Source organism: Pseudorhodoferax aquiterrae, assembly GCF_014652235.1.
GTDB lineage: Bacteria > Pseudomonadota > Gammaproteobacteria > Burkholderiales > Burkholderiaceae_C > Pseudorhodoferax > Pseudorhodoferax aquiterrae.
Genome location: NZ_BMYK01000025.1, coordinates 74,600 through 100,215 on the forward strand (window position 1 = coordinate 74,600; position 25,616 = coordinate 100,215).

20 protein-coding genes are annotated in these 25,616 nt (G+C 69.4%); 7 read left to right on the forward strand and 13 right to left on the reverse strand.

Annotated features, from left to right (window positions below; all coding sequences use genetic code 11):
- Positions 1-16 precede the first annotated feature (16 nt).
- Together IE209_RS26855 and IE209_RS26860 are read left to right on the forward strand one after the other, a co-directional pair.
- Positions 17-1,003, forward strand: coding sequence for a TRAP transporter substrate-binding protein (locus IE209_RS26855; RefSeq protein ID WP_189689943.1), 987 nt, complete (start codon positions 17-19; stop codon positions 1,001-1,003).
- A gap of 26 nt (positions 1,004-1,029) precedes the next feature.
- Positions 1,030-1,956, forward strand: coding sequence for a dihydrodipicolinate synthase family protein (locus tag IE209_RS26860; protein WP_189689944.1), 927 nt, complete (start codon positions 1,030-1,032; stop codon positions 1,954-1,956).
- Between the two features lie 20 nt (positions 1,957-1,976).
- Here the strand turns inward: IE209_RS26860 and IE209_RS26865 are convergent, their stop codons facing one another.
- The 11 genes from IE209_RS26865 to IE209_RS26915 form a co-directional block, all read right to left on the reverse strand.
- The gene (locus IE209_RS26865; RefSeq protein ID WP_189689945.1) at positions 1,977-2,555 is read right to left on the reverse strand and encodes a PEP-CTERM sorting domain-containing protein; all 579 of its coding nucleotides are present in this window, start codon (positions 2,553-2,555) and stop codon (positions 1,977-1,979) included.
- A gap of 20 nt (positions 2,556-2,575) precedes the next feature.
- The gene (locus IE209_RS26870; RefSeq protein ID WP_189689946.1) at positions 2,576-4,819 is read right to left on the reverse strand and encodes a phosphocholine-specific phospholipase C; all 2,244 of its coding nucleotides are present in this window, start codon (positions 4,817-4,819) and stop codon (positions 2,576-2,578) included.
- A gap of 145 nt (positions 4,820-4,964) precedes the next feature.
- Positions 4,965-5,510 carry a peptide deformylase gene (gene def, locus IE209_RS26875; protein WP_189689947.1) on the reverse strand — a complete coding sequence of 182 codons (546 nt, stop codon included), beginning with the start codon at positions 5,508-5,510 and terminating at the stop codon, positions 4,965-4,967.
- On the reverse strand, positions 5,507-5,869 hold the full coding sequence (locus IE209_RS26880) for a HepT-like ribonuclease domain-containing protein (RefSeq protein WP_189689948.1): 363 nt from the start codon (positions 5,867-5,869) through the stop codon (positions 5,507-5,509). The genes def and IE209_RS26880 overlap by 4 nt, the downstream gene beginning before the upstream one ends.
- Complete coding sequence (locus tag IE209_RS26885; protein ID WP_189689949.1) at positions 5,862-6,152, reverse strand: nucleotidyltransferase family protein; 291 nt, start codon at positions 6,150-6,152, stop codon at positions 5,862-5,864. The genes IE209_RS26880 and IE209_RS26885 overlap by 8 nt, the downstream gene beginning before the upstream one ends.
- Before the next feature lie 8 nt (positions 6,153-6,160).
- Positions 6,161-8,203, reverse strand: coding sequence for an NAD-dependent DNA ligase LigA (gene ligA, locus IE209_RS26890; RefSeq protein ID WP_189689950.1), 2,043 nt, complete (start codon positions 8,201-8,203; stop codon positions 6,161-6,163).
- Positions 8,203-9,240, reverse strand: a complete 1,038-nt coding sequence (locus tag IE209_RS26895) for a cell division protein ZipA C-terminal FtsZ-binding domain-containing protein (protein WP_189689951.1) — start codon at positions 9,238-9,240, stop codon at positions 8,203-8,205. Before IE209_RS26895 ends, ligA begins: the two co-directional genes overlap by 1 nt.
- A 30-nt stretch (positions 9,241-9,270) precedes the next feature.
- Positions 9,271-12,795 carry a chromosome segregation protein SMC gene (gene smc, locus IE209_RS26900; protein ID WP_189689952.1) on the reverse strand — a complete coding sequence of 1,175 codons (3,525 nt, stop codon included), beginning with the start codon at positions 12,793-12,795 and terminating at the stop codon, positions 9,271-9,273.
- Between the two features lie 224 nt (positions 12,796-13,019).
- Positions 13,020-13,742: a PEP-CTERM sorting domain-containing protein gene (locus IE209_RS26905; RefSeq protein WP_189689953.1), complete on the reverse strand. Its 723-nt coding sequence runs from the start codon at positions 13,740-13,742 to the stop codon at positions 13,020-13,022.
- 211 nt (positions 13,743-13,953) lie between these two features.
- Positions 13,954-15,546 (reverse strand): FAD-binding oxidoreductase, encoded by a 1,593-nt coding sequence (locus tag IE209_RS26910; protein ID WP_189689954.1) that lies wholly within the window; start codon positions 15,544-15,546, stop codon positions 13,954-13,956.
- A 95-nt stretch (positions 15,547-15,641) separates the two neighbouring features.
- A complete protein-coding gene (locus IE209_RS26915; protein WP_189689955.1) occupies positions 15,642-16,532 on the reverse strand; it encodes a LysR family transcriptional regulator in 891 nt (296 codons plus the stop codon).
- A 130-nt stretch (positions 16,533-16,662) separates the two neighbouring features.
- Between IE209_RS26915 and IE209_RS26920 the strand changes: the two genes are divergently transcribed.
- From IE209_RS26920 to mmsB, 4 genes are read left to right on the forward strand one after another with little or no spacing between them, the layout of a single operon-like run.
- On the forward strand, positions 16,663-18,186 hold the full coding sequence (locus tag IE209_RS26920; protein ID WP_189689956.1) for a CoA-acylating methylmalonate-semialdehyde dehydrogenase: 1,524 nt from the start codon (positions 16,663-16,665) through the stop codon (positions 18,184-18,186).
- 10 nt (positions 18,187-18,196) lie between these two features.
- Positions 18,197-19,351, forward strand: a complete 1,155-nt coding sequence (locus IE209_RS26925) for an acyl-CoA dehydrogenase family protein (RefSeq protein WP_189689957.1) — start codon at positions 18,197-18,199, stop codon at positions 19,349-19,351.
- Positions 19,348-20,463, forward strand: coding sequence for an enoyl-CoA hydratase/isomerase family protein (locus IE209_RS26930; RefSeq protein ID WP_189689958.1), 1,116 nt, complete (start codon positions 19,348-19,350; stop codon positions 20,461-20,463). The genes IE209_RS26925 and IE209_RS26930 overlap by 4 nt, the downstream gene beginning before the upstream one ends.
- A 25-nt stretch (positions 20,464-20,488) precedes the next feature.
- Positions 20,489-21,373, forward strand: coding sequence for a 3-hydroxyisobutyrate dehydrogenase (gene mmsB / locus IE209_RS26935; protein WP_189689959.1), 885 nt, complete (start codon positions 20,489-20,491; stop codon positions 21,371-21,373).
- 231 nt (positions 21,374-21,604) lie between these two features.
- Here mmsB and IE209_RS26940 read toward each other — a convergent pair whose 3' ends face one another.
- Positions 21,605-22,333: an ArsR/SmtB family transcription factor gene (locus IE209_RS26940; RefSeq protein WP_189689960.1), complete on the reverse strand. Its 729-nt coding sequence runs from the start codon at positions 22,331-22,333 to the stop codon at positions 21,605-21,607.
- A 130-nt stretch (positions 22,334-22,463) separates the two neighbouring features.
- Here IE209_RS26940 and IE209_RS26945 point away from each other — a divergent pair, with 130 nt between their 5' ends.
- On the forward strand, positions 22,464-23,708 hold the full coding sequence (locus IE209_RS26945; protein WP_189689961.1) for an MFS transporter: 1,245 nt from the start codon (positions 22,464-22,466) through the stop codon (positions 23,706-23,708).
- On the opposite strand, the gene IE209_RS26950 is transcribed toward IE209_RS26945, so the two are convergent.
- Complete coding sequence (locus IE209_RS26950) at positions 23,662-25,461, reverse strand: hybrid sensor histidine kinase/response regulator (protein WP_189689962.1); 1,800 nt, start codon at positions 25,459-25,461, stop codon at positions 23,662-23,664. The genes IE209_RS26945 and IE209_RS26950 overlap by 47 nt on opposite strands.
- Between the last annotated feature and the right edge of the window lie 155 nt (positions 25,462-25,616).

Below are 25,616 nucleotides of genomic sequence, written 5' to 3' on the forward strand. Positions count from 1 at the left end.
CAACCTGGAGCCTTCCATGAACGTTTCCCGCCGCTCGTTCGTCGCCGGCAGCGCCGCTGCCGCCTCGCTCGCCTTCAGTCCCGTGCTGCGCGCCCAGAACAAGGAGTTCCGCATCGGCCTCATCACGCCGGCCGGCCATTCCTGGAACCGCGCCGCCGTGGCTTTCGGCGAGACGCTCAAGAAGGAGACCGGCGGGCGCCTGTCGGCCACGGTGTTCCACTCGGGCCAGCTCGGCAACGAGTCGGCCATGATGCAGCAGCTGCAGTCCGGCGCGCTGGACATGGGCTGGATCCAGGCCGCCGAACTCGGCTCGCGCGTGGCCACGGTGGCCGCCATCAACGCGCCCTACCTGGTGCGCTCCACGGCGGCCGTCGCCAAGCTGGTCAAGACACCGGCCGCGCTCAAGCTGCTGGAGGTGCTGCCGCGCGAGACGGGCTGCATCGGCCTGGGCTGGGGCATCACGGGCATGCGCTCGGTGTTCTCGACCAAGGACCTCGCCAGCTCGGCCGACCTCAAGGGCCTGAAGCTGCGCATCAACCCGACCCCGGTCTACCGCGACTTCTACCAGTCGATGGGTGCTGCGCCCACGCCGATTCCCACACCCCAGGTCTTCGACGCCATGGCCAACGGCCAGGTCGATGCTCTGGAGGCCGACATCGAGTTCTCGTGGAATGCGCGCTTCGACAAGGTCTCCAAGGTGATCCTGCAGATGAACGCGCTGTTCATGCCGTTCGCGCCGCTGGTCTCGGGCCGGGTCTGGGCCTCCTTGCCCGACAAGGACAAGGAATTGATCCGCGAGCAGGTGGCCAGGTCGCTCGATGCGCAGATCGCCGAGATCGCGGGCACCGAGCCCGGCCTGCTGGCCAAGTTCAAGGAGACCGGCATCGCCATGAAGGCCGAGCCGGCCGCGAACGTGGAAGCGTCCATCAAGGCCTTCGACGCCATTTGGCTGCCCAAGGCACCGGCGATCGCCGAGCTGCGCGCCACCGGCGCCAAGCTCTAACCCATCTCAACCACAGGAGGCAAACCATGAGCCCCAAAGTCAGCTGGCAGGGCGTGTTCCCGGCCGTCACCACCCAGTTCCGCGAAGACATGTCGGTCGACGTGGACGCCACGGCCAAGGTCATGGACGCCTTGATCGCCGACGGCGTGTCCGGCCTGATCGTCTGCGGCACCGTGGGCGAGAACTGCTCGCTCAGCACCCGCGAGAAGGTCGCCATCATGGAGGCCGGCCGTGCCGTGGCCAAGGGCCGTGTGCCCGTGATCTGCGGCATCGCCGAGTTCACGACCGCCTTCGCCTGCGAAACGGCCAGGGAGGCCGCCCGCATCGGCGTGGACGGCATCATGGTCATGCCGGCCCTGCTCTACTCGTCCAAGCCGCACGAGACGGCGGCGCACTTTCGCACCGTGTCCAAGGCGACCGACCTGCCGGTCATGGTCTACAACAACCCGCCGATCTACAAGAACGACGTGACGCCGGACATCCTGGCCTCGCTGGCCGATTGCGAGACCATCGTCTGCTTCAAGGACAGCTCGGGCGACACGCGCCGCTTCATCGACACGCGCAACATGGTCGGCGACCGCTTCGTGCTGTTCGCGGGTCTGGACGACGTGGTGGTCGAAAGCGTGGCCATGGGCGCCGTGGGCTGGGTCTCGGGCATGTCCAACGCGTTTCCCAAGGAGGGCGAGACGCTGTTCCGCCTGGCGAAGGCCCGCCGCTTCGACGAGCTCATGCCGCTCTACGAGTGGTTCATGCCGCTGCTGCACCTCGATGCGCGGCCCGACCTGGTGCAGTGCATCAAGCTGTGCGAGCACATCATGGGCCGCGGCACCTTCCGCACGCGCCCGCCGCGGCTGGAGCTGCCAGCGGCGGACAAGGCGCATGTGGAGGCCATCATGAAGAAGGCCCTGGACAACCGGCCGGTGCTGCCGGACGTGGGGATCGCCAGGGGCTGAGCGTTCCCCCGTTTCCGCGGTCAGCCGCGGCGGCGGCGTCGTGCTGCGCCGGCCAAGCCCAGGCCGGCCAGCACCAGGGCCAGCGTGGCCGGCTCGGGCACTTCGCGCGCGTCCTGGAAGCTGAAGTCGTCCATCACGTAGAACGCGTGCAGGTTGCTCGACACCACCACTGCGTCGATGGTGCCGGTCCAGCCGCTGGCCAGGAAGGCCGGCGTGTCCGACATCCCCAGCGTCTCGGAGCTGCCGACCAGCGCGCCGGCCAGGTACAGGTCGAAACGCACCGTGGCCTCGCCGTAGCCGGCGAACCAGGCACCGTCGAACACCGTGGGCGCCAGGAAGCGGATGGTGCTGGTGGCGTCCGTGCCGTCCCAGCCCATGACGATGCGGCCATCGCCCGAATGCGCCGTGAACGGCGCTTCCGGTGCGGTGATGACCGACCAACTGCTGCCCGACCAGTCCAGGCCGCCGTAGCCGGCGGGCACGGCGGCGTAGCCGTTCGGGCCCACGATGTCGTCGAAGCGCAGCACGGTGGCCGAGGCGAAGGAGGTGCACAGCGCCAAGGCCGTGCCGGCGATCACGCCGCGAAGAATGGAATGCATGTCGGTTCTCGTGAAGGGGGTTAGCGCAGGCCCAGCGCGGGGTCGCTGACGGTGTGGCGGCCCGTCTCGACGCGGCCGGCAAAGCGCCGCAGGTAGTCGGGCTGGCCCGACACCGTGGCGCTGAAGTCGTACCAGTAGCCGTTGCCGGCCGTGGGCAGGCGCAGCGCGAACTCGCTGCGCGGCGCCAGCGTGTGGCTCTGGCTCAAGGCGGCATAGGCGTTCGCGGCGATGTTGAAGGTGCACGGCGCGGTGCCGGTGTTGACCAGGCGCAGCACGAGCTCGCCGGTGGCGGCGTCGCAACGCACCTGCACGTCGGGCCGCGGCTGGCCGGCAGCGATCGCGCGCAGCGCGCTGCCGGTGAAGTGGCGGTGGTAGCCGTTGGGGCCCAGCACCCAGAGATCGTAGGCACCGCCCACGGCCGGCGTCCACAGGTCCGACAGCGTCTTGCCGGGCTCCACCATGTAGCGGCGCGGCACGGCGGCCAGGTCCTTGCGGTCGTAGACATGGAACACGGCGGCCTGGCGGCCCGTGTTGGCGAACTCCAGCGCCACGCGCACGGCCGCCATGGTGGCGCCTGGCTGCACCGCGCAGGTGGTCGCCAGCTCATAAGGCAGCGCGCGCGAGGGGCGCGTGCCTTCGGCCTGCACCGGGACCTGCTGCGACGACGGCGGCGCGATCTGTGCCAGCCGCTGCTGGGCAGCGCGCAGCGCATCGGCCTCGCCGCGGCTCTTGCGGCCTTGCAGCTGGGGCAGCGTCTCGCTGTTGGGCGTGGCGAAGTTGAAGGCGCTGGTCAGGTCGCCGCAGACGGCGCGGCGGAACGGGCTGATGTTGGGCTCGGCCACGCCGAAGCGGGCCTCCAGGAAGCGGATCACAGAGGTGTGGTCGAACACCTGCGAGTTGACCCAGCCACCGCGGCTCCAGGGCGAGATCAGGTACATGGGCACGCGCGGGCCGGGGCCGTAGACCCGGCCGTCGGCGGCCGGCTGGCTCGTGCTGCCCAGCGGCCTGCCGTGCGTGTAGTACTCCGGCGTGAGGTCGGCCGGGGCCAGCGTGGTCTTGCCGGCGTAGCCGCCCTTGCCGTCCGGCGAGGGGGCCGATGGCGAGGGCACATGGTCGAAGTAGCCGTCGTTCTCGTCGAAGTTGACGATCAGCACGGTCTTGCTCCACACCTCGGGCACGGCGGTCAGCGCGTCCAGCACCTCCTGCAGGAACCAGGCGCCCTGGACCGGGCTCGAGGGCCCCGGGTGTTCGCAGTAGGCCGAGGGTGCGTTCATCCAGGACACCGCGGGCAACTTGCCTTCGCGGATGTCGCGTCTGAACGCGTCCAGGTAGTTCTCGGGCGAGGTGCCGGGCAGCGTATTGGCGATGCCCTTGTAGAGCGGGTTGTTGACGTTGTCGGTGGCGGCGTCGTAAGCCTTGTACGGCAGGGCCTGGCCCGAGTTGCTGTAAGCGCTGTTCGGTGCGCCGCCGCTGGAGACGGGGTAACCCGAGGCCAGGTTGGCGCGGCGGAACTGGCGGAATGCGCCCAGCATGTTGTCGCCCCACTCGTCCGGCATGTTCTGGTAGCTGATCCAGCTGATGCCGGCCGCTTCCAGGCGCTCGGCGTAGGTGGTCCAGGTGTAGCCCGTGTTGACGGCGCTGGCGCGGCCGTCCAGCCAGTCCCACTCGTTGGAGACGAAGGCCGTGCCGGTGGGCACGGCGCCGTTGGTGCCGGTCAGGAAGAAGGAGCGGTTGGCATCCGTGCCCGTGTGCATCGCGCAGTGGTAGGCGTCGCACAGCGTGAAGGCGTTGGCCAGCGCGAACGGGAACGGGATCTCGGCTTCCTTGAAGTAGCCCATGGAGATAGGGTTCTTGTAGCGCGGCCACTGGTCCATGCGGCCGTTGTCCCAGGCCAGCTGGCTGTCGTTCCAGTCGTGCGGCGTGCCGTTGGCGCGCTGGGCGTTGCCACGGCTGCCGTCCAGGTGGAAAGGCATGAGCACGTTGCCATTGGCCAGGCGCTGCTGCCAGACGTTGCGGCCTTCGGGCAGTGGAATGGGGAAGCGGTCGCCGAAGCCGCGCACGCCGTGCAGCGTGCCGAAGTAGTGGTCGAAGGCGCGGTTCTCCTGCATCAGGATCACCACGTGTTCGACGTCGCGGATGGTGCCGGTGGCGTTGTGGGCCGGGATGGCCAGCGCCCGCTGGATGGCGGGTGGGAAGGCTGCGTAGGTCGCGGCGGCGATGCCCGCGTGGGCACTGCCGCGCAGGAAGCTGCGTCGTGAGGTCATGGCTGTCGGCTGAGGTATTGGATGAGGCGCGCGTGCAGCGGACCGCTGCGTGAGCGCACCATGCCAGCGTAGGCCGCGCGCATGACGCGGCCGTGACCTCGGACAGCGAAGCGCCGCGGCGGCGCCTAGCCGAGACCGGCGGTGCTCAGTCGTCCTCGCTGGCGGCGATGCCAGGGAACAGCACGTCGGTGAAGCCGAAGCGTGTGAAGTCGCGCACGCGCATCGGATAGAGCTTGCCGATCAGGTGGTCGCACTCGTGCTGCACCACGCGGGCGTGGAAGCCCTCGACCGTGCGGTCGATCGCATCACCGTACTGGTCGAAGCCCGTGTAGCGGATCTTCGCGAAGCGCGGCACCACGCCGCGCAGGCCGGGCACCGACAGGCAGCCTTCCCAGTCTTCTTCCTCGTCGGCCGACAGCGGCGTGATGACGGGGTTGCACAGCACCGTGACGGGCACGAGTGGGCGGTCCGGATAGCGTGGGTTGCGGTCCTTGCTGCCGAAGATCACGAGCTGCAAGTCCACGCCGATCTGCGGCGCGGCCAGGCCCGCACCGTTGACGGCATGCATGGTATCGAACAGATCGGACACGAGCAGGTGCAGCGCGTCGGAGTCGAAGGACGTGGCGGGCACGGGCTGGGCCACGCGCAGCAGGCGCGGATCGCCCATCTTGAGGATGTCGCGTACGGTCATGGGGAATCGGGCTCGTTGCGCAGCGCGCGCAGTTGGTGGGCAAGCCTGGGCACTTCGACCTGGATCAGGCTCCACAGGATGTCGTTGTCGATGCCCAGGTAGCCGTGGATGAGCCGGTTGCGCGTCGCCGCGATGAGACGCCACGGCACCTCGGCGTGGGCGGTGCGCACGGGCTCGGGGATGCGCATGGCGGCTTCGCCCAGCAGTTCGAGATTGCGCACCGTGGCGTCGTAACGCATGGCGTCGGCCACGAATGCCGCCTGTCCGATGCCGGCCGTATAGCTCTGCACCTTCCTGCAGAACTGCAGCATGTCGTCGACGTAGAAGCGCCACTCGCGCGCCGCGGCGGGCTCAGACATGGATGGCGTCGCGCTCCACGTGGGGGCGCAACTCCGGCCGCAAGGCCTTGTCGGTCACGAGGTCCACGGGCCGCCCCAGCAGGTCCTCCAGGTAGAACATGAGGCCGAAGTAGCGCTCCGATGTGGCGGGGCCGTCGAAGCGCACAAGCAGATCGACGTCGCTGCGCTCCGAAGCCTGGCCGCGCGCGACCGAGCCGAACAGGGCCAGGTCGAGCACGCCGAAGCGCTCGGCCATGGCACGCTTGTGCAGCGCCAGCAATTGGAGAACGGCCGCCGGGTCCATGGCGGCAATTATGTCTGCGCCTGCTCCAGCAAGGCCAGCATGCCCGCCTCGTCCAGCACCGTGATGCCCAAGGCCTGCGCCTTCTCGAGCTTGCTGCCGGCCTCTTCGCCCGCCACCACGTAGTCGGTCTTCTTGGACACCGAACCCGCCACCTTGGCGCCGGCCGCTTCCAGCATCTCCTTGGCCGCATCGCGCGTGAGCGTGGGCAGCGTGCCCGTCAGCACGAAGGTCTTGCCGGCCAGCGGCAGCGGCACGCGCTGGGCGGCCAGGCCTTCGGATTCGGGCCAGTGCACGCCGGCCGCCCGCAGCTGCTCCACCACCTCGCGGTTGTGCGGCTGGTCGAAGAAGGTGCGCAGGCTCTGGGCCACGATGGGGCCGACGTCGTTGACCTCCAGCAATTGCGCGACGCTGGCGTCCATGATGGCGTCCAGGCGGCCGAAATGCTTGGCCAGGTCCTTGGCCGTGGACTCGCCGACATGGCGGATGCCGAGGGCATAGAGGAAGCGGCCCAGCGTGGTGGTCTTGCTCGCCTCCAGCGCCTGCACGAGGTTCATGGCGCTCTTGTCGGCCATGCGCTCGAGCATGGAGAGCTTGCCCACACCGAGCTTGTAGAGCTCGGGCAGCGTGCGGATCAGGCCGCCGTCGACGAGCTGGTCCACGAGCTTGTCGCCCAGGCCCTCGATGTCCATGGCGCGCCGGCCCGCGAAGTGCAGCAGTGCCTGCTTGCGCTGGGCCGGGCAGAACAGCCCGCCCGAGCAGCGGTGGTTCACGCCGTCGGGCTCGCGCACCACGGCGCTGCCGCAGACCGGACACTGGCGCGGCATGCGGAAGTTGGGCACGTAGCCTGCGCGCGGGCCTGGCACCACGCCCACGACCTCGGGGATCACATCGCCCGCACGGCGCACGATCACGCGGTCGCCCACACGCACGCGCTTGCGCCGGATCTCGAACAGGTTGTGCAGCGTGGCATTGCTGACCGTGGTGCCGCCCACGAACACGGGCTCGAGCTTGGCCACGGGGGTAAGCTTGCCGGTGCGGCCGACCTGGATCTCGATGCCGTTGAGCCGCGTGATCTGCTCCTGCGCGGGGTACTTGTGGGCCACGGCCCAGCGCGGCTCGCGCGACTTGAAGCCCAGCTGCTGCTGCAGCCCGCGGTCGTCGACCTTGTAGACGACGCCGTCGATGTCGAACGGCAGGCTGTCGCGCGCGGCGGCGATCAGCGCGTGAAAGTCCGCCAGGCCCTGCGCGCCCTGCACCACCTGGCGGTCCTGGTTGACCGGCACACCCATGGCGGCGAGCGCGTCCAGCGTGGCCGAATGCGTGGCCGGTACGTCCCAGCCCTGCACCTCGCCCAGGCCGTAGGCGAAGAAACTCAAGGGCCGCTGCTGGGCGATCCCCGCGTCGAGCTGGCGCACCACGCCGGCGGCCGCGTTGCGCGGGTTCACGAAGGTCTTGCCACCGCTCTCGCGCTGGCGTTCGTTCAAGGCCTCGAAGTCGTCGCGCCGCATGAAGACTTCGCCACGCACCTCCAGCACCGGCACGTTGCCGTGCTTGAGGTAGTTGGGGATGGACTTGATCGTGCGGATGGTGTGCGTGACGTCCTCGCCCGTCTCGCCGTCGCCGCGGGTGGCGGCCTGCACGAGCTCGCCCTGTTCGTAGCGCAGGTTGATCGCCAGGCCGTCGAACTTGAGTTCGGCCGCATAAGCCAGCGGTGGCGCATCGTCGGCCAGCTTGAGCGCGTTGCGCACGCTGGTGTCGAACTTGAGCGCCCCGGCCGGCGTGGTGTCGGTCTCGGTCTTGATCGACAGCATGGGCACGGCATGGCGCACGGGCGCGAGGCCTTCCAGCACGGCGCCGATCACGCGCTGCGTCGGCGAGTCGGGCGTCACGAGCTCGGGCCAGGCCGCTTCCAGTGCTTCGAGCTGCTGGTAGATGCGGTCGTACTCGGCGTCCGGCACCTCCGGGTCGTCGAGCACGTAGTAGCGGTGCGCGTAGCGGCGCAGCAGCGTCTTGAGCTGCTGGGCCTGGGCGATCTGCTCGGCGGGCGCCATCAGCTGAACAGGCGGCGCGCCAGCGCCGAGCCGGCCGACAGTTCGCGGGCGTCCAGCGTGTCGTAGAGCTGCTCCAGTTCGGAGCCGATCACGTCCATGGCCTCGCGTGTGAGCGGGCGCGCGGCGTCGTCGGTGACCACGCCATCCATGGCCTGGGCCAGCGCCGTGGCGGCTTCGCGCATGCGCACGAAGGGCTGCTCGGCACGTTCGACCTGGGGCACGTCCAGCGTCAGCGTCACGCTGCGGATCGCGGCCTGGTCCGGGTCTTCGGCCAGCGCGGCCTGCGAATCGAAGGCCAGGCCCAGCAAGGGCGGCAGGCCTGGCGTGCCCGAGGGCAGCACCATGCGGCCGGGAATCAGCCCGGCGACGAAGCCCAGCCGCGCGGCGTTCTGGTGCAGGTAGCCGGGGCTCCAGGCCGCGTGCAGCGCGCGCAGCGTGAAGCTGAGCTGGGCGTCGTGGCTGCTCGCGAACTGGTCGAGTTCGCGTGCGCGCGCGACCTCCTCGCGCATTTCGGGGAACTCGGGCGCGCCGTTCATGGCGTCGGCAAAGGCCTGGGCCTTCATGACGAACTCGGAGAACTCGATCTCGTTGAGCGCGCCGGTGCGGTTGGCGAGCTGCACGCCGGCCTGCAAGGCGTCGTAGCGCTGGCCGAGCTGCGCGGCCTCCCACTGGCCGCCGCTGACGTTGCGGCCTTCGACCGCAAAGGGCTTGCTGCCGACGCGGCGCGTGGCCGGCAGCGCGGCCAGCACGGCGTCGCCGGAGACCGGGCCTTCGAGCGCGATCGGCGCGATCACGTCGATCAACGGGTCCAGCGAGGCGCGGCGCTCGGGCGCGGCCGGCAGCGGCAGGCTGGCATCGTCGAAGCCAGGTTCGCGGCGCTCGTCCTGGCCCATGTCTTCGGTGGCCGCCGGTTCGGTGACGACGGGATCGGGTTTGCGCGGCGCGTTGCGGCGCGACGACCAGGCGCTGTGCGCCACGATGCCGGCCAGCACCGCGCCGCCGGCCACGGCCAATCCGATCTGCAGCGTGCTGCTCATCGGTTTCCTCTTGTTCTGGATTGAAGGGGATCAGGAGTCGGCCATGGACAGGGCCGACTCCATGTCGACCGCCACGATGCGCGAGACGCCCTGCTCCTGCATGGTCACGCCGATCAACTGCTGCGCCATCTCCATGGCGATCTTGTTGTGGCTGATGAACAGGAACTGGGTCTCGCGGCTCATGGCGCTCACGAGTTTGGCATAGCGCTCGGTGTTGGCATCGTCCAGCGGCGCATCCACCTCGTCGAGCAGGCAGAACGGCGCGGGGTTGAGCTGGAAGATGGCGAACACGAGCGCGATGGCCGTCAACGCCTTCTCGCCGCCGGACAGCAGGTGGATGGTCTGGTTCTTCTTGCCGGGGGGCTGGGCGATGACCTGCACGCCAGAGTCCAGGATCTCGTCGCCCGTGATGACGAGCCGCGCATTGCCGCCGCCGAACAACTCGGGGAACATGCGGCCGAAGTGGCCGTTGACGGTGTCGAAGGTGCCCGACAGCAGCTCGCGCGTTTCGTTGTCGATCTTGCGGATCGCGTCTTCCAGCGTGGTCATGGCCTCGGTGAGGTCGGCCATCTGCGCATCGAGGAACTGCTTGCGCTCGCGTGCGGCGCTGAGCTCGTCCAACGCCGCGAGGTTGACGGCGCCCAGCGCGACGATCTCGCGGTGCAGACGGTCGATCTCGGTCTGCAGGCCCGACAGGCGCACATTGCCCTCGGTGATGGACTGGGCCAGCTGGGCCATGTCCACGCCGGCGTCCGTCAGGTGCTGGCTGTACTGCTCCAGCCCCAGGCGCGCGGCCTGCTCCTTGAGCTGGAATTCGGTGATGCGCTGGCGCAGCGGGTCGAGCTCGCGCTCGAACTTGAGCCGCCGTTCGTCGCTCGCGCGCAGGCGCTGCGTGAGGTCGTCGTATTCGCTGCGCTGCGCGCCCAGCGCCGCCTCGCGCTCGAGCTTGAGCGCCAGCGCGTTCTGCAGCCCGGCCTGGGCCGCGGCGTCCGACAGGCGCGAAAGTTCCTCGCGTGCACGCTCCTCCTCGCCCACGAGCGCGCCGGCCTGCTGCTCGGCCATCGCGATGGCGCGCGCGAGTTCGTCGCGCCGCGCGCCCAGGCTGCGGTGGGCGAACTGCGCCTCCTGGGCCTGGCGCTCCAGGCTGCGCTGTTGCTCGCGCGATTCGGCCAGGCGGCGCTGGGCCTCGATCACGCGCTCGTCCAGCTGGGCATGGCGCTCCTGGCTGTCGGCCAGCTGCATGTCCAGCTCCTCGAAGCGGGCCTCGGCCGTGATGCGGCGTTCCTGCAGATCCTCGAGCTGGGCATCGACCTCGGCCAGGTCACCGGACAGCTGCTCGTTGCGGGCTCGGGCCTGCTCGGCCAGTTGCTGCAGCCGCAGCGTCTCGACCTGCAGCTGGTGCGCGCTGCTCTGGGTTTCGGCGGCTTCGCGGCGCGCGCCGACCAGGCGCTGCGCGGCGTCGGCGTAGGCGGCTTCGGCCCGCACCAGCGCGCTGCGCGATTCCTCGCAGATCAGGGCCTGGGCGCGCAACTGCTTGTCCAGGTTCTCGATCTCCTGTGCGCGGGCCAGCAGACCGGCCTGCTCGGAGTCCTGCGCGTAGAAGCTCACGCTGTGGGCGCCCACCGCGTGGCCCGCGCGTACGTAGATGGTCTCGCCAGGCTGCAGCTGGCCGCGCTGAGCCAGGGCTTCCTCGAAGCTCTGTGCCGTATAGCAACCGTGCAGCCACTCGGCGAACAGCGCGCGCTGCGACGCATCGCCCAGGCGCAGCAGGTCGGCCAGGCGCGGCAGCGCGACAGCCTCCTGCGCGGCCGGTGCCGTCGGCGGGCTGTAGAAGGCCAGCTTGGCCGGCGGCCCATCGGCGCCCTGCTGACCCAGGAAGCCCTTGACGCTGTCCAGCCGCGAGATCTCCAGCGCACCGAGGCGTTCGCGCAGCGCTGCTTCCAGCGCGTTTTCCCAGCCCTGCTCGATGTGGATGCGGCTCCAGATGCCCTGCAGGCCGTCCAGGCCGTGGCGCGCCAGCCAGGGTGTGAGCTTGCCGTCGGTGCGCACCTTTTCCTGCAGCGCCTTGAGCGCCTCGGCGCGGGCCGAGAGGTCGGCCTCGCGCGCCGATTCGGCATTGACGGTCTGCTGACGCGTGCGCCGCTCCTCGTCGAGTTGGGGCACGCTGTCCTGCAGTTCCTGCAGCCGTGCATCGGCGATGCTGGCCGCCTCCTGGGCGGCTTCGAGCTGCTCCTGCAGCTGGGCCAGCCGCGCCTCGTCGGGCATGGCCAGCGCGCGCTGGTCGGTCACGAGGCGATCACGGCGTTGGTTGAGCTGGCGCGACTGCTCTTCGATGTTGCGCTGCTCGGCCGCCAGCACCTGGATCTGCTGCTGCACCTGGGCCACGCGCGTGCGCTGTTCGTTGGCATGGGCCTGCGCCTGGTTCAGCGCGTCTTCCAGTTCGGGCAGGCGCGCGGCTTGCTCCTCGACCTGGGCGGCCAGCAGTTCGGCGGCCTCCTCGGCCTGCTCGCCCTGGCCCGACAGCGTCTCGATCTCGGCCTCGGCGTCCTCGCGCCGCATCCCCCATTGGCCGATCTGCTCCTTCAGCGTGGCCAGGCGCTGCTCCACACGCTGGCGGCCTTCGATGACGAAGCGGATCTCGCTTTCCAGCTTGCCGACCTCGGCACTGGCCTCGTAGAGCTTGCCCTGGGCCTGGTTGACGAGGTCGCCGGCCGCGTAGTGGGCCTGGCGCACGGTTTCGAGCTCGGCCTCGATGTGGCGCAGGTCGGCCACGCGGGCCTCCAGTGCGGTCTGCGCGTTCGCCACCTCGGCCAGGATGCGGGCCTGCTCGGACTCGCTGTCGGCACGTTTGAGGAACCACAGCTGGTGCTGCTTGAGCGTGGCGCTGGCCTGCAGCGCGTGGTAGCGCTGCGCCACCTCGGCCTGTTTCTCGAGCTTTTCGAGGTTGGCGTTGAGCTCGCGCAGGATGTCCTCGACGCGGGTCAGGTTCTCGCGCGTGTCGGCCAGACGGTTTTCGGTCTCGCGCCGGCGTTCCTTGTACTTGGAGACGCCGGCCGCCTCCTCCAGGAACAGCCGCAGCTCCTCGGGCTTGGATTCGATGATGCGGCTGATCGTGCCCTGTCCGATGATGGCGTAGGCGCGCGGGCCCAGCCCGGTGCCCAGGAACACGTCCTGCACGTCGCGCCGGCGCACGGGCTGGTTGTTGATGTAGTAGCTGCTGGTGCCGTCGCGCGTGAGCACGCGCTTGACGGCGATCTCGGTGAATTGGGACCACTGGCCGCCGGCGCGGTGGTCGGCGTTGTCGAACACCAGTTCCACGCTGGCGCGGCTGGCTGGCTTGCGCGAGGTCGTGCCGTTGAAGATCACGTCCTGCATGGACTCGCCGCGCAACTCGCTGGCCTTGCTCTCGCCCAGCACCCAACGCACCGCGTCCATGATGTTGGACTTGCCGCAACCGTTCGGCCCGACCACGCCGACGAGTTGCCCCGGCAGCAGGAAGTTCGTGGGCTCGACGAAGGACTTGAAGCCGGCCAGCTTGATGGAGTTGAGGCGCAAGGGAGTTCTTGGGTTGAAGCCGCAGCGGTGGATGCGCTGCCGGAATGCGCCGCGCGAGCTGGCGTTCACCCTGCCGCATCGGCTGGCGCTCGAAAATTTTATCTGAGCCGTCAGCCCGCTTTTTCCACGGCGCGCCAGGCCGGAAAAAGCAATGCCCGGCAGGGCGACCTGCCGGGCATTGCGACTGCGGAACTGCGTGTGCTGGACCGCTTGGGGAGAGGCCTTTACTTGGCCTGCTTGCGGCGGCTCGCAGCGAGGCCGATCAGGCCCAGGCCTGCCAGAGCCAGCGATGCAGGCTCGGGCACTTCGGTCACGCGGGTCTTGCTCGTGAAGGTGCCGGAACCGAAGGCGTCCCTGGCGCTGAGGATCGTCGTGAACACGGTGCCGAAGGTGAAGTCCGCACCGTCGGTCATGGTGTTGGTGTCGAAGTAGCTGGCGGCCAAACCGCCGACCACGTCGAGCTGACCGCCGCCGAACATCGAGCGGACGGTGCCGTTGCGGGTCACGATGGTGCCGTCGAGCGAGCTGCCGTCCACTTCATGGCCGACCATCCCGAGCCACAGCACGGAAGGCGCATTGGCGTAGTTCACCATCACGTTGACCCACCCACCGGAGTAGCTCGGCAGGAAGGTGCCCGTGACGTTGCCGGACGGCAGGCTGCCACTGGCCAGCTGGAAACCGCCGAAGCTGAAGGTCAGCGTGCAGCCGGTGCAGAAGTTCGTGTTGTCGTTGATGCCCGAGATCGTACCGGTGCCGCTCAACACGCCTTGCGCGTTGATCGTCTGGTGGACGGAGGCGGTGTTGCCGGAAAAGTCGAGAGAAAAGCCATTGGCATCCACGGCGGCGGTGTCCCACGTGACACCACCGACGTTGACGATGGCGGCTTGGGACACGGCTGCTGCGGCGGCGAGCGCGGCGCCTGCGAGGGTCTTCTTGAGCACGTTCATATGTAGTCCTTGCTGTTGTTGAGGGCGGCGTCTGCCGCTCCTCCACACCGAGGAAGCACATTCGGTGCCAGCAATTTGAAACTTTTTAACTTATTGATTTAATTCAACAAATCCATATTACAAATGCAACGCGTAAGGATGTGTAAATTTTGATGACAGTGGAGTGTGAATTTGTTCACGGCTGCGCAGTCATCCGCCTTCATGCGCCTGACTAGCGGTAACGCCCGGGCGAGAGGATGCCGTTGGGATCCAGGCAGTCGTGCAACCGGGCGTGAAAGGCCTTGGCCGTGTTCTGCAGGCCGACAACGGTCTGCATGCCGCCGATGCCAACGCGGTAAGGAAAGTAACCGGCCGCGCGCCCCGTCTGCACGAGCTCGTCATAGCAGGCCTTGGCGGCGGCCACGGCCTTGGGATCGTCCCGCTTGAACACGATGGGCACGGTGCTGTCCACGAGCTTGTCGCTGAGCGTCGTGAAGGTGATGAGCGGCTCGATGCCATGGCGTGCCGTGACCTCGTGCACCATCTTCACGTAGGCGCGCATGGTGGCCGGCCGCATCGGCACCAGTGGCGCATACCAGATCAGACCGCTGCCGTCGCGTGCCGGATCGCGGAACTTGCCCTTCGGGGGGTTCGGATTGCGCCAGTAGGCCAGCGGCAGCGCCGTTTCGTTGGGTCGGCCGGCCACGAGCTCCAGCGACAGCGCGAGGGTCTGCGCCGTGCTGCCGATGCGCTCACCGAGCCCGCCCGGCAACCGGGCCGCGGCCCTGGCGAGGGTCTTGGCCGTGGCCGGCGTCAGGAAGATGAGCCGGCTGGCGATGCCCGACAGCGCGCGCTTGATCTCCTTCTGCGCGGCCGCCACCACGCCCTTGGTGCCGTACAGCGTGCCGAAGCCGGTCCACGGGAAGAGTTGGTACTGGCTGCCGAGTTCGGAGATGACATTGGGCGGAATCAGTCCGTTCACAAGCCGGTCTTCGGGGTACGGCGCCGACATGGCCAGCGTGCGGTGCAGGTTCATGAGGTTGATCGCGCCCACCGTGCCCGGCAGCTTGGAGAGCACGTTGCGAATCGCGCCCGCGGCCGCCTCGAGCAGGCTGTCGTCCTTGAGGCTGAACAGGCAGACCTTGACGCATTCCGGCCGCCGGGCCAGCACGATGCTCATCTTGGTCACGATGCCGAACGCGCTTTGGGTGAACAGACCGACCGAGTACGGGCCGATGCCGTACTTGAACAGGCGCGCGATCTCCTCGCCGCCCGCCTCGTGCATGGCTGTGCGGTAGATCGAGCCGTCGGCCAGCACGACTTCGACATCGGTCACGGCAGCGAAATGGTCGGTGATCGGCGTGACGCCGTAGCCGCGCTCCAGCGCATTGGAGAGCAGGCTGCAGGTCGGCCCCGCACCCGTGACCGGTACCAGGAAGGGGTGTTGCCCCGCGTCGAGGAAGTCCGACAACATGCCCTGGGTCACACCGGGCTCCACGGTCACGACACCGAACTCCGGGTCGAAATGCAGGATCCTCTGCAGCCCGCCCAGGTCGATCAGCACACAGCCGTTGCCGGGAGGGAGCGCCGTGCCATAGCCCCAGTTGTGGCCGGTGCTGATGGGATGCACAGGCACCTTGTGCTGTTGCGCGATACGCATCACTTCGGGCAGCAAGCCGCTGTCCAGGATGCGCAGCGCGGCCGGTATCTCGCGCTCGTTGGCGGCCGTGTCCGCGCCATAGGCATCTTGTGCCTGCCGAGCCTGCAGCACCTGCTCCGCGCCCAGGAGCTCCCTCCATGCAACGACCGCTGCGTCGATGTCCATCGCCCTACTCCAGCTACATGAATCAGGGCATATTACGCAAAATTATTGATCCCACCGCATCAATGGTGAGGCGCCGCGACAGAACTGTCGCCAATTCAGACCAGTGGTCGCAGTCTCTCATCTGTTTGCACAGATGAGCGCAACAAACTCCAGATGGCCTGGATGCGCGCGATGGAGCGGTTCTCCTTGGGCATGGACATCCAGAAGGTGCGCACGAACTGCGCCTCGTCGGGCAGCACGGCGCACAGGCGCGTGTCGCCGTCTGCCAGGAATGCCGGCAGCACGCCGATGCCCGCCCCCTGGGCCACGGCCTGGTGCTGGGCCAGCACGCTGGTGCTGCGCAGCGCGTAGCGTTGCGGGCGGCACAGCTCCGCCAAATAGCGCAATTCTTTGCTGAACAAGAGGTCGTCGATGTAGCTGATGAAGCTGTGTTGCGGCAGGTCGTCGCGGCTGCGGATGGGCGGGTGCTGCGCCAGGTAGTCGGGCGAGGCATACAGCCGCAGCACGTAGTCGCACAGGCGCGCCGCGACGGCGTTGCCGCGCACTGGCCGCTCCAGCGAGACCACGATGTCGGCCTCGCGCTGCGAAAGGTTGACGTTGCGCGGCAGCGGCAGCAGGTCGACCACGAGCTGCGGATGCGCCTGGGCGAAGCGCGCCAGCAGAGGCGCCAGCACCACGGTGCCGAAGCCTTCGGTCGCCCCCACACGCACCACACCCGAGAGTTCGCCGACGCGCGCCGGGGCGGTGCCCAGCACCGCGAGGCTGGCCGCCTCCATGGCCTCCACCTGTGGCAGCAGCCGCCGGCCTGCCTCGCTGACCAGGTATTCACCACCGGAGCGCGTGAACAGCGGCGCGCCCACGGCCTGCTCCAGCGCGCGGATGCGGCGCGACACCGTGGTGTGCTGCACGTCCAGCCGCCGCGCCGCAGCACTGAGCTTGCGCGTGCGCGCCAGCGCGAGGAAGTAGCGCAGATGGTCCCAGTCCATGGGCCATGAGTATTGTGCAAATTTGCAGAGCCGGACAGCTTGCTTTGCTATTGCCGATCGAAATTTGCACAGGTAGCATGGCTCGCGCTTCTCAGTCCCGAGACCCGAACCGATACCAGGAGACCTGCCCATGTCCGCCCTCCCCCAATCCGAGCCCGCCGTCCCCACCGTCAAGCTGCTCATCGACGGCAAATTCGTCGAATCGCGCAGCACCGAATGGCGCGACATCGTGAACCCTGCCACCCAGGAGGTGCTGGCGCGGGTGCCCTTCGCCACGCCACAGGAGATCGACGCCGCCGTCGCTTCCGCCAAGACCGCGTTCAAGACCTGGCGCAAGACCGCCATCGGCGCACGCGCGCGCATCTTCCTCAAGTACCAGCAGCTGATCCGCGAGAACATGGCCGAGCTGGCCGCGATCCTGACGGCCGAACAGGGCAAGACCTTGCCCGACGCCGAGGGCGACGTGTTCCGCGGCCTGGAGGTCGTGGAGCACGCCGCCAGCATCGGCAACCTGCAGCTGGGCGAGCTGGCCAACAACGTGGCCAGCGGCGTGGACACCTACACGGTGCTGCAGCCGCTGGGCGTGTGCGCCGGCATCACCCCGTTCAACTTCCCGGCCATGATTCCCCTGTGGATGTTCCCGATGGCGATCGCCACCGGCAACACCTTCGTGCTCAAGCCCTCCGAGCAGGACCCGATGGTCACCATGCGCCTGTGCGAACTGGCGCTGCAAGCCGGCATCCCGCCCGGCGTGCTGAACGTGGTGCACGGCGGCGAGGCCGCCGTCAACGCGATCTGCGACCACAAGGACATCAAGGCCATCAGCTTCGTGGGTTCCACCAAGGTCGGCACCCACGTCTACAACCGCGCCAGCCTGGCCGGCAAGCGCGTGCAATGCATGATGGGCGCCAAGAACCACGCCATCGTGATGCCCGACGCCAACAAGGAGCAGACGCTCAACGCGCTGGCCGGCGCGGCCTTCGGCGCCGCCGGGCAACGCTGCATGGCCGTCTCGGTGGCCGTGCTGGTCGGCGAGGCCCGCAACTGGATCCCCGACCTCGTCGAGAAGGCCAAGTCGCTCAAGATCGGTGCCGGCACCGAGAAGGGCGTGGACGTGGGCCCGCTGGTGTCCTGCGCCGCCTACGAGCGCGTGACCGGCCTGATCGAGCGCGGCGTGGCCGACGGCGCCACGCTGGACCTCGACGGCCGCAAGCCCACGGTGCCCGGCTTTGAGAAGGGCAACTTCGTCGGTCCGACGATCTTCTCGGGCGTCAAGCCCGGCATGAGCATCTACGACCAGGAGATCTTCGGCCCCGTGCTGTGCCTGGCCGGTGCCGAGACCATCGACGAGGCCATCGAGCTCATCAACAGCAACCCCAACGGCAACGGCACGGCCATCTTCACGCAGTCCGGCGCCGCGGCGCGCCGCTTCCAGGAAGACATCGACGTGGGCCAGGTCGGCATCAACGTGCCGATCCCGGTGCCCGTCCCGCTGTTCTCGTTCTCGGGCTCGCGCGCCTCCAAGCTTGGTGACCTGGGCCCCTACGGCAAGCAGGTCATCCTGTTCTACACGCAGACCAAGACCATCACCGAGCGCTGGTTCGACGATTCCACGGTCTCCCAGGGTGTGAACACCACGATCAGCTTGAAGTAAGTTCGGGTCCATGGACTTCGAACTTTCAGAGGATCAACAGGCCTTCGCCGAGACTGCCCGGGAATTCGCCGCGCACGAACTCGCGCCGCACGCGGCGCAGTGGGACCGCGAACAGACCTTTCCGCGCGCGGCCATCGCCAAGGCCGGCGACCTGGGCTTCTGCGGCCTGTATGCACCCGAGCACATCGGTGGCCTCGCCCTGCCGCGGCTGGACGCCACGCTGGTGTTCGAGCAGATGGCGGCCGTGGACCCTTCGACCACGGCCTTCATCACCATCCACAACATGGCGACCTGGATGCTGGGCAGCTGGGGCACATCGGCCGTCTGCGAGCGCTGGGGCGCGGACCTCACGAGCGGACGCAAGCTGGCCTCCTACTGCCTGACCGAGCCCGGCGCGGGTTCGGACGCGGGCAACCTCAAGACGCGTGCCGAGCTGCAGGGCGGCGAATACGTCATCAACGGCGGCAAGGCCTTCATCTCGGGAGCCGGTTCCACCGATGTGCTGGTGCTCATGGCGCGCACGGGTGGCGGCGGCGCGGCCGGCGTCTCGGCCTTTGCGGTGCCGGCCGATGCGCCCGGCATCTCCTACGGCAAGAAGGAGCACAAGATGGGCTGGAACAGCCAGCCCACGCGCACCATCGCGTTCGACAACGTGCGCATCCCCGCGGACCACCTGCTTGGCGCCGAAGGCGAAGGCTTCCGCATCGCGATGAAGGGCCTGGACGGCGGGCGCATCAACATCGCCACCTGCTCGGTGGGCGCGGCCCAGGGCGCGCTGGACGCGGCGCGGCGCTACCTGCACGAGCGCCAGCAGTTCGGCAAGCCGCTGGCCAGTTTCCAGGCCCTGCAGTTCAAGCTGGCCGACATGGCGACCGAACTCGTGGCCGCGCGCCAGATGGTGCGCCTGGCCGCCAGCAAGCTCGACGCCGGCCACCGCGACGCGAGCACCTATTGCGCGATGGCCAAGCGCTTCGCGACGGACGCGGGCTTCAACGTCTGCAACGACGCGCTGCAACTGCACGGAGGCTACGGCTACCTGGGCGAATTCCCGCTGGAGCGGCTGGTGCGCGACACACGCGTGCACCAGATCCTCGAAGGCACGAACGAAATCATGCGCCTGATCGTGGCGCGCAAACTTCTCGAAAGCGACGTGGACATCCGATGACCGAAGCCGTGGTTCTCTTCAACGAAATCCAAGCCGCCAATGGCAAGCGCTTCGGCGTGGCCACGCTCAATGCGCCAGCCTCGCTGAACGCGCTGTCGGTGGCCATGGTGCGGCTGCTCACACCGCAGCTGCGCACCTGGGCTGCCGACGCCGGCATCGCCGGCGTGCTGCTCGACGCGGCCGGCGAGAAGGCCTTCTGCGCCGGCGGCGACCTGCGCCAGCTGTACCAGACGCTGCTGGACTGCGGTCCGGCCCGCAACGCGTACGCCGAGCGCTTCTTCGGCGAAGAGTACGAACTCGATTACCTGATCCACACCTTCCCCAAGCCCTTCCTGTGCTGGGGCCACGGCATCGTGATGGGCGGCGGCATCGGCCTCTTGGCCGGCGCCTCGCACCGCGTGGTCACGCCCCAGAGCCGGTTGGCCATGCCCGAGATCCACATCGGCCTGTACCCCGACGTGGGCGGCAGCTGGTTCCTGCGCCGCATGCCGGGCCGCACCGGCCTGTTTCTCGCGCTCACGGCTGCCAACTTCAACGCCAACGATGCGCTGTTCGTGGGCCAGGCCGACCACCTGGTGCCACACGAGCGCAAGCCGAAAGTGCTGGCCGACATCGCCACCGCCGACTGGGGCGACGATGCCGCGGCCAACCGCGCACTGCTCTCGCGCCTGCTCACCGCTGCCGGCGAAGGCGCGCAGGCGCCGGCCTCCAAGCTGCGTGAGCACTTCGACGCCATCAACGCGCTGATGGCCGGCGACGACCTGCTCGAGATCGCCGCGCGCCTGAACGCGCTGCACAGCGAGGACGCCTGGCTGCAGGGCGCGGCCAAGGCCTTCGCCAAGGGCGCGCCGAGCTCCATCGCGCTGAGCTTCGCGCTGTGGCAGCGTGTGCCGCGCATGTCGCTGGCCGAAGTGTTCCGGCTGGAGTACTGGGCCTCGCTGGGCTTTTGCGCACACAAGGACTTCGCCGAAGGCATCCGCGCCGTGCTGGTCGACAAGGACCGCAACCCGAAGTGGAGCCCGGCCAGCCTGGCCGAGATCACGCCGGCCTTCGTCGAGGACCACCTGCGCCCGCGCGGCGAGATGGCGCCCGAACTCGTCGGCCTCGTCTGAACCAAGAACCTAAGGAGACAAGCACATGAAGATCGCCTTCATCGGCCTGGGCAACATGGGGGGCCCCATGGCCATGAACCTGCACAAGGCCGGCCACCAGGTCAGCGGCTTCGACCTTTCGGAAGCCGCTTGCAAGAAGTACGCGGCCGATGGCCTGGCCATCGCCGCCACGGCGGCCGCCACGCTGGACGGCGCCGAAGTCGTGGTCAGCATGCTGCCGGCCAGTCAGCATGTGGAAGCGCTGTACCTGGGCGACAAGGGACTGCTGGCCCAGATCGCACCCGGCACGCTGGTCATCGACAGTAGCACCATCGCGGCCGCGAGTTCGCGCAAGGTGGCCGAGGAAGGCCGCAAGCGCGGCATCGCCGTGATCGATGCCCCGGTCTCGGGCGGCACCGGCGGCGCGATCGCCGGCACGCTGACCTTCATGGTCGGCGGCAGCACGGCCGATCTGGAGCGCGCGCGCCCCGTGCTCGAGAAGATGGGCGCCAACATCTTCCATGCGGGCGATGCCGGTGCCGGCCAGACCGCCAAGATCTGCAACAACATGCTGCTGGGCATCCTCATGGTCGGCACCTCCGAGGCGCTGGCGCTGGGCGTGGCCAACGGGCTGGATCCCAAGGTCCTGTCCGAGATCATGCGCCGCAGCTCGGGCGGCAACTGGGCGCTCGAGAAGTACAACCCCATGCCCGGCGTCATGGAAACCGCGCCCGCCTCCAAGAACTACGCGGGTGGCTTCGGCACCGACCTCATGCTCAAGGACCTGGGCCTGGCGCAGGAGAACGCGGCCGCCGTGCGCGCCTCCACGCCGCTGGGCGGCCTGGCGCGCAACCTGTACGCCGCGCACAGCCTGGCCGGCCATGGCGCACTGGACTTCTCCAGCGTGCTGAAGATGTTCCAGAAGGGCTGAGAACGTGTGAACGAACCGCTCACATCCACGCGAGGCCCCCCATGAGCAGCCGTTTCCATCATATTCGTTGCGCTCGGGGCCTCGCCCTTCGGGCCGGGGCGCGCCAGGCCGCATGCGGGCGTTGCGGTCCTTGCCCGGGCACGAGCCCGGACTGCGGCCCGCGCCTACGCCTGCGGCCCGCCGCGCCCCGTCGTGGGCGCGATCGGTTCATTCACACGTTCTGAGGCCCGCTCAGCTGCCCGGCGCTTCCTCCGCGACCTTGCGCCAGGCCTCCAGGCCCAGCAGGCCGCGCAATGCGGCTGCGCCGCGCGCCGAGATGCACAGGGCTCGGCTGCCCGCTTCGCGACGCAGCCACCCCTGGTCCAGGCAGTGCGCGCAGACCATCGCACCGAGCCGGCCTGCAAGATGCGGCTTGCGCTCGCTCCAGTCCAGGCAGGGCCGGCAGTCGGGCCGGGCGCGCCGCGTCGGCGCCTGCTCCGGCGCCAGCGACAGGCCCCAGCGCGCAAGCACCGGCCCGGCCCGCTCCGTGACGAGGCCGGCCTCGCCATCGAATTCGATCGCCCGCTCGGCCTGCAGCCGTTCGGCGATGGCCAGCCCGAGGCGGCCGGCGATGTGGTCGTAACACATGCGCGCCATGCGCAGCGCCGGTTCGCGCGGGCCGGGCACGACGGGCCGTTGCAGCGGCGCCTGGCCGGCGATCTGCATGAGGCTTTCCAGCACCCTGGCCACCTCGTCCGACGCCAACCGGTGGTAGCGGTGGCGGCCGCGCTGCTCCACGCGCAGCAGGCTGGCGGCCACCAACTGGGCCAGATGGCGGCTGGCGGTCTGCGGCGACACCTGCGCCGCCCCGGCCAGCTCGGTCGCGGTGAGCCAGCGGCCGTCCATCAGCTGCAGCAGCATGGCCGTGCGTGCGGGCTCGCCGAGCAGGGAAGCAATCCGGGCAATCTGGTTGGTGTTCATGGTGTCGCTCCGGCTGCAGCCTACCCCAGCGCGCCTGCCGGACGTTTCGTTCCGCAGCGAAGCATCGCGTGCGCAATGCCACGCAGCATCGGGGCCATCGCGGGCCGCCCCGCATTCCGTTGCACACACCATGCCGTCTGTCCCCGCCCCGCCCCGCTTCCATGGCCCTGGCCGCGCCGTCGTGCGCGCCGCATTCGTGCTGGCACTGTTCGGCTGGGGCGTGGGCTTTTACGGGCCACCGGTCTTCCTGCATGCGGTGCTGGCGCGCACGGGCTGGCCGCTGACGCTGGGCAGCGCGGCGCTCACTTGCCACTTCCTGTGCGGCGCAGGCATCGCCGCCGCCCTTCCGGCCATCCACCGGCGCTGCGGAATTCCCGCCACGACGGTGGCCGGGTCCGCGCTGCTGGCCACCGGCGTGCTGGGCTGGGCTGCCGCGGACGCGCCCTGGCAGCTCTTCATGGCCGCCATGTGCACCGGGGCCGGCTGGGTGCCGCTGGGCGCCGCAGGCATCCATGCCATCGTCGCGCCGTGGTTTGCCGTAGGACGGCCGCTGGCCCTGGCCAAGGCCTACAACGGCGCCAGCGTCGGCGGTCTGGTCTTCTCACCGCTGTGGCCCGTGCTGATCGACCGTGCCGGCTTTCCTGCCGCGGCCCTGCTGGTCGGCCTTGCCATGCTCAGCGTGGTGCTGTCGATCGCCAACCGTGAACTGGCCTGGCTCCCTGCCGGCCAGGCGCCGGCCTGCACCACGGTGCCCGCATGCACGGCGCTATGGCGCGACCGTGGCTTCCTGACCCTGGCTGCGGCCATGGCGCTGGGCCTGTTCGCGCAGATCGGGCTGATGTCCCAGCTGTTCTCCCTGCTCGCGGCCGGCCTGGGCACGCGGCAGGCGGGCTGGACCATGGCCTTGGCGGCCGGGTGCGGCATGGCGGGCCGCTTCGCCATGGCGTGGCTGCTGGCGCGTCGCGTCGACCGGCGCCGCGCCGCCGCGGCCAGCTACGCCGTGCAGGCCGCGGGAACGCTGCTGCTGGGCTGGGCCGGCATGGAACACACGGCGCTGGTGCTCTGCGGCGCCATGCTGTTCGGGCTCGGCATCGGCAATGCCACTTCACTGCCGCCGTTGATCGCACAGCTGGAGTTCGCACCTGCCGACGCGTCCCGCGTGGTCGCGCGCAGCGTGGCGCTGTCGCAGGCGCTGTACGCATTCGCACCCGCCCTGCTGGCCGGTCTGCTGGTCCGCCGGCCGCACGCTGACCTGGTCGCGGCCCCGAGTTCGGGCGCCTTCTTCGTCGTGCTCGCCCTGCTGCAGGTCTCGGCCGCCCTGGCCGTCGTCAGTGCGCCAGGGCCTCGACCAGCCGCTCGGGCTGCACCGGCTTGAACAGGCAGGGCAGCCCGCTGGCGCGGATGGCGGCGATGCGTTCGGGTGCTGTCTCGCCGGTCACGAGCAGGCCGCGCATCGCGGGCAGGTCACGGCGCAGTTCGACCAGGAAATCGAGCCCGCTCTCGCTGCCCGGCAGGCGGAAATCGGCCACCACGGTCCCGATCTCCGGATGCTGGCGCAGCACCGTCCGCGCGGCCGGCACGTCCGCCGCCACGCGCACCTGGCAGCCCTGGGCCGACAGCCAGGACGCCATCGCCATGGCGCTGACGGCTTCGTCGTCGAGCACCAGCACATGCGCTGGCAGCTGCACGGCCCGGCGCGGCCGCTGCGGCAGCGCGCTGCTGGACGGCGCCACCGGCGGCACGGCCCGCACCAGCAAACGAACGCGGGTGCCCTGGCCGGGGCGCGAGCACAGCTGCACCGGGTGCTGCAGCAGTGCCGACAGCCGCCGCACGATGGACAGGCCCAGCCCCAAACCCTGGGCACGGTCGCGCTGCGGATTGCCGACCTGGTAGAACTCCTCGAACACCTGGCCTTGCTGGGCCGGTGCGATGCCGATGCCGGTGTCCACGATCTCGAAGCGCACGGCCTGGCCGCCGTCGGGCAGGCGCGCCGGGCGTGCCGCGACCAGCACGCCGCCCTGCTCCGTGTACTTGATGGCGTTGTCCAGCAGGTTGCCGAGCAGGCGTTCGAGCAGCAGCCGGTCGCTGGCCACATGCAGGTCGCCCGGTGCGCGGATGCGCAGGCGCAGGCCCTTGTCCTGGGCGCGCACGCCGTAGGTGTTCTGCAGCGAGACGAACAGCGCGTGCACGCCCAGCGTCTCGATGCGCGCTTGCACGGCGCCCGCGTCCAGGCGCGACACGTCCAGCATGCCGTCCAGCGAGGTGCCCAGCATGCGCACCGCATGCGCCAGCCGCGCCACCGTCTCGCGCTGCGGGCCCCGGGCCAGCGCATGCTCCAGCACGGCGGTGAACAGCGAGACGGCATGCAGCGGCTGGCGCAGGTCGTGGCTGGCCGAGGCCAGGAAGCGCGTCTTCTCGCGGCTGCCGGCCTCCACGCGCTCGACCTGCTCGGCCAGGCGCTGCGCCAGGTCTTCGCGGTCGAAGCGCACCTGCAGCGAATCGACCAGCAGGTCCACCTGCTGCGCCGTCCACTTGATCAAGGTGGAGGTGTACTGCGTCAGCGCCAGCGCCATGATCCAGCCGATCAGCCCGCCCGACCAGGCCAGCGCCAGCACCAGGCCGGTCATGGCCGGCACGACGAAGGCGGCCACCGTCTGGCGGTGCGAGCTCAGCACCGCGGCCGCGCTGGACACCATGCCGACGATGAACACCGCCATCAGCGCCATGGAAGCGGTGTCGCCATGGCGCATCAGCAACCAGGGCGCCATGGCCCAGGCACCGCCCAGCATCCAGAGCAGCCGGGTCTGGCGGTGCAGTTCCGGCCCCAGTTCGGCATCGGGAACCGGTCCGCGCGCGAGCAGCCGGCGCGTGTGGCTGTAGCGCAGCGCCTGCACGCCGTGCACCAGCGCCGCCCAGACCAGCACCCGCGGCGAGCCCCCCAGGGCGTAGAACAGCACCCACAACGCCAGCGCGTACAGCGCGGCCGCGATGGAGGCCGACAGGCTGAACTTCTGCAGCAGCAGCTCGAGCTGGGCGCGCCGCACGGGCCGCATGGTGTCGGCACCGCGCTCGGCATCGACGAGCTCCTCGTGCAGCAGCAGGCGCTGCCAGGCCGCGGCCTTGGGCATGCTTTCTCAGTGCTCCGCGGCGCTGACACGCCGCTCGCAGGGCATGGCACCGGCACGCAGGGCGCTTGTCGAGTGGCCGCGGAGCAGGCCATGCCAGTGCAGCCGCGGAACTGGCTTGTATGGTTGAGGTGTTGGGGTGGAGGGCCTGAAATACT

What these genes read in the sequence shown, in the direction of transcription:
- IE209_RS26855 (WP_189689943.1), top strand. Translation starts at nt 17, where the DNA reads ATGAACGTTTCCCGCCGCTCGTTCGTCGCCGGCAGCGCCGCTGCCGCC.
- IE209_RS26860 (WP_189689944.1), top strand. Translation starts at nt 1,030, where the DNA reads ATGAGCCCCAAAGTCAGCTGGCAGGGCGTGTTCCCGGCCGTCACCACC.
- IE209_RS26865 (WP_189689945.1), bottom strand. Translation starts at nt 2,555, where the DNA reads ATGCATTCCATTCTTCGCGGCGTGATCGCCGGCACGGCCTTGGCGCTG.
- IE209_RS26870 (WP_189689946.1), bottom strand. Translation starts at nt 4,819, where the DNA reads ATGACCTCACGACGCAGCTTCCTGCGCGGCAGTGCCCACGCGGGCATC.
- def (WP_189689947.1), bottom strand. Translation starts at nt 5,510, where the DNA reads ATGACCGTACGCGACATCCTCAAGATGGGCGATCCGCGCCTGCTGCGC.
- IE209_RS26880 (WP_189689948.1), bottom strand. Translation starts at nt 5,869, where the DNA reads ATGTCTGAGCCCGCCGCGGCGCGCGAGTGGCGCTTCTACGTCGACGAC.
- IE209_RS26885 (WP_189689949.1), bottom strand. Translation starts at nt 6,152, where the DNA reads ATGGACCCGGCGGCCGTTCTCCAATTGCTGGCGCTGCACAAGCGTGCC.
- ligA (WP_189689950.1), bottom strand. Translation starts at nt 8,203, where the DNA reads ATGGCGCCCGCCGAGCAGATCGCCCAGGCCCAGCAGCTCAAGACGCTG.
- IE209_RS26895 (WP_189689951.1), bottom strand. Translation starts at nt 9,240, where the DNA reads ATGAGCAGCACGCTGCAGATCGGATTGGCCGTGGCCGGCGGCGCGGTG.
- IE209_RS26905 (WP_189689953.1), bottom strand. Translation starts at nt 13,742, where the DNA reads ATGAACGTGCTCAAGAAGACCCTCGCAGGCGCCGCGCTCGCCGCCGCA.
- IE209_RS26910 (WP_189689954.1), bottom strand. Translation starts at nt 15,546, where the DNA reads ATGGACATCGACGCAGCGGTCGTTGCATGGAGGGAGCTCCTGGGCGCG.
- IE209_RS26915 (WP_189689955.1), bottom strand. Translation starts at nt 16,532, where the DNA reads ATGGACTGGGACCATCTGCGCTACTTCCTCGCGCTGGCGCGCACGCGC.
- IE209_RS26920 (WP_189689956.1), top strand. Translation starts at nt 16,663, where the DNA reads ATGTCCGCCCTCCCCCAATCCGAGCCCGCCGTCCCCACCGTCAAGCTG.
- IE209_RS26925 (WP_189689957.1), top strand. Translation starts at nt 18,197, where the DNA reads ATGGACTTCGAACTTTCAGAGGATCAACAGGCCTTCGCCGAGACTGCC.
- IE209_RS26930 (WP_189689958.1), top strand. Translation starts at nt 19,348, where the DNA reads ATGACCGAAGCCGTGGTTCTCTTCAACGAAATCCAAGCCGCCAATGGC.
- mmsB (WP_189689959.1), top strand. Translation starts at nt 20,489, where the DNA reads ATGAAGATCGCCTTCATCGGCCTGGGCAACATGGGGGGCCCCATGGCC.
- IE209_RS26940 (WP_189689960.1), bottom strand. Translation starts at nt 22,333, where the DNA reads ATGAACACCAACCAGATTGCCCGGATTGCTTCCCTGCTCGGCGAGCCC.
- IE209_RS26945 (WP_189689961.1), top strand. Translation starts at nt 22,464, where the DNA reads ATGCCGTCTGTCCCCGCCCCGCCCCGCTTCCATGGCCCTGGCCGCGCC.
- IE209_RS26950 (WP_189689962.1), bottom strand. Translation starts at nt 25,461, where the DNA reads ATGCCCAAGGCCGCGGCCTGGCAGCGCCTGCTGCTGCACGAGGAGCTC.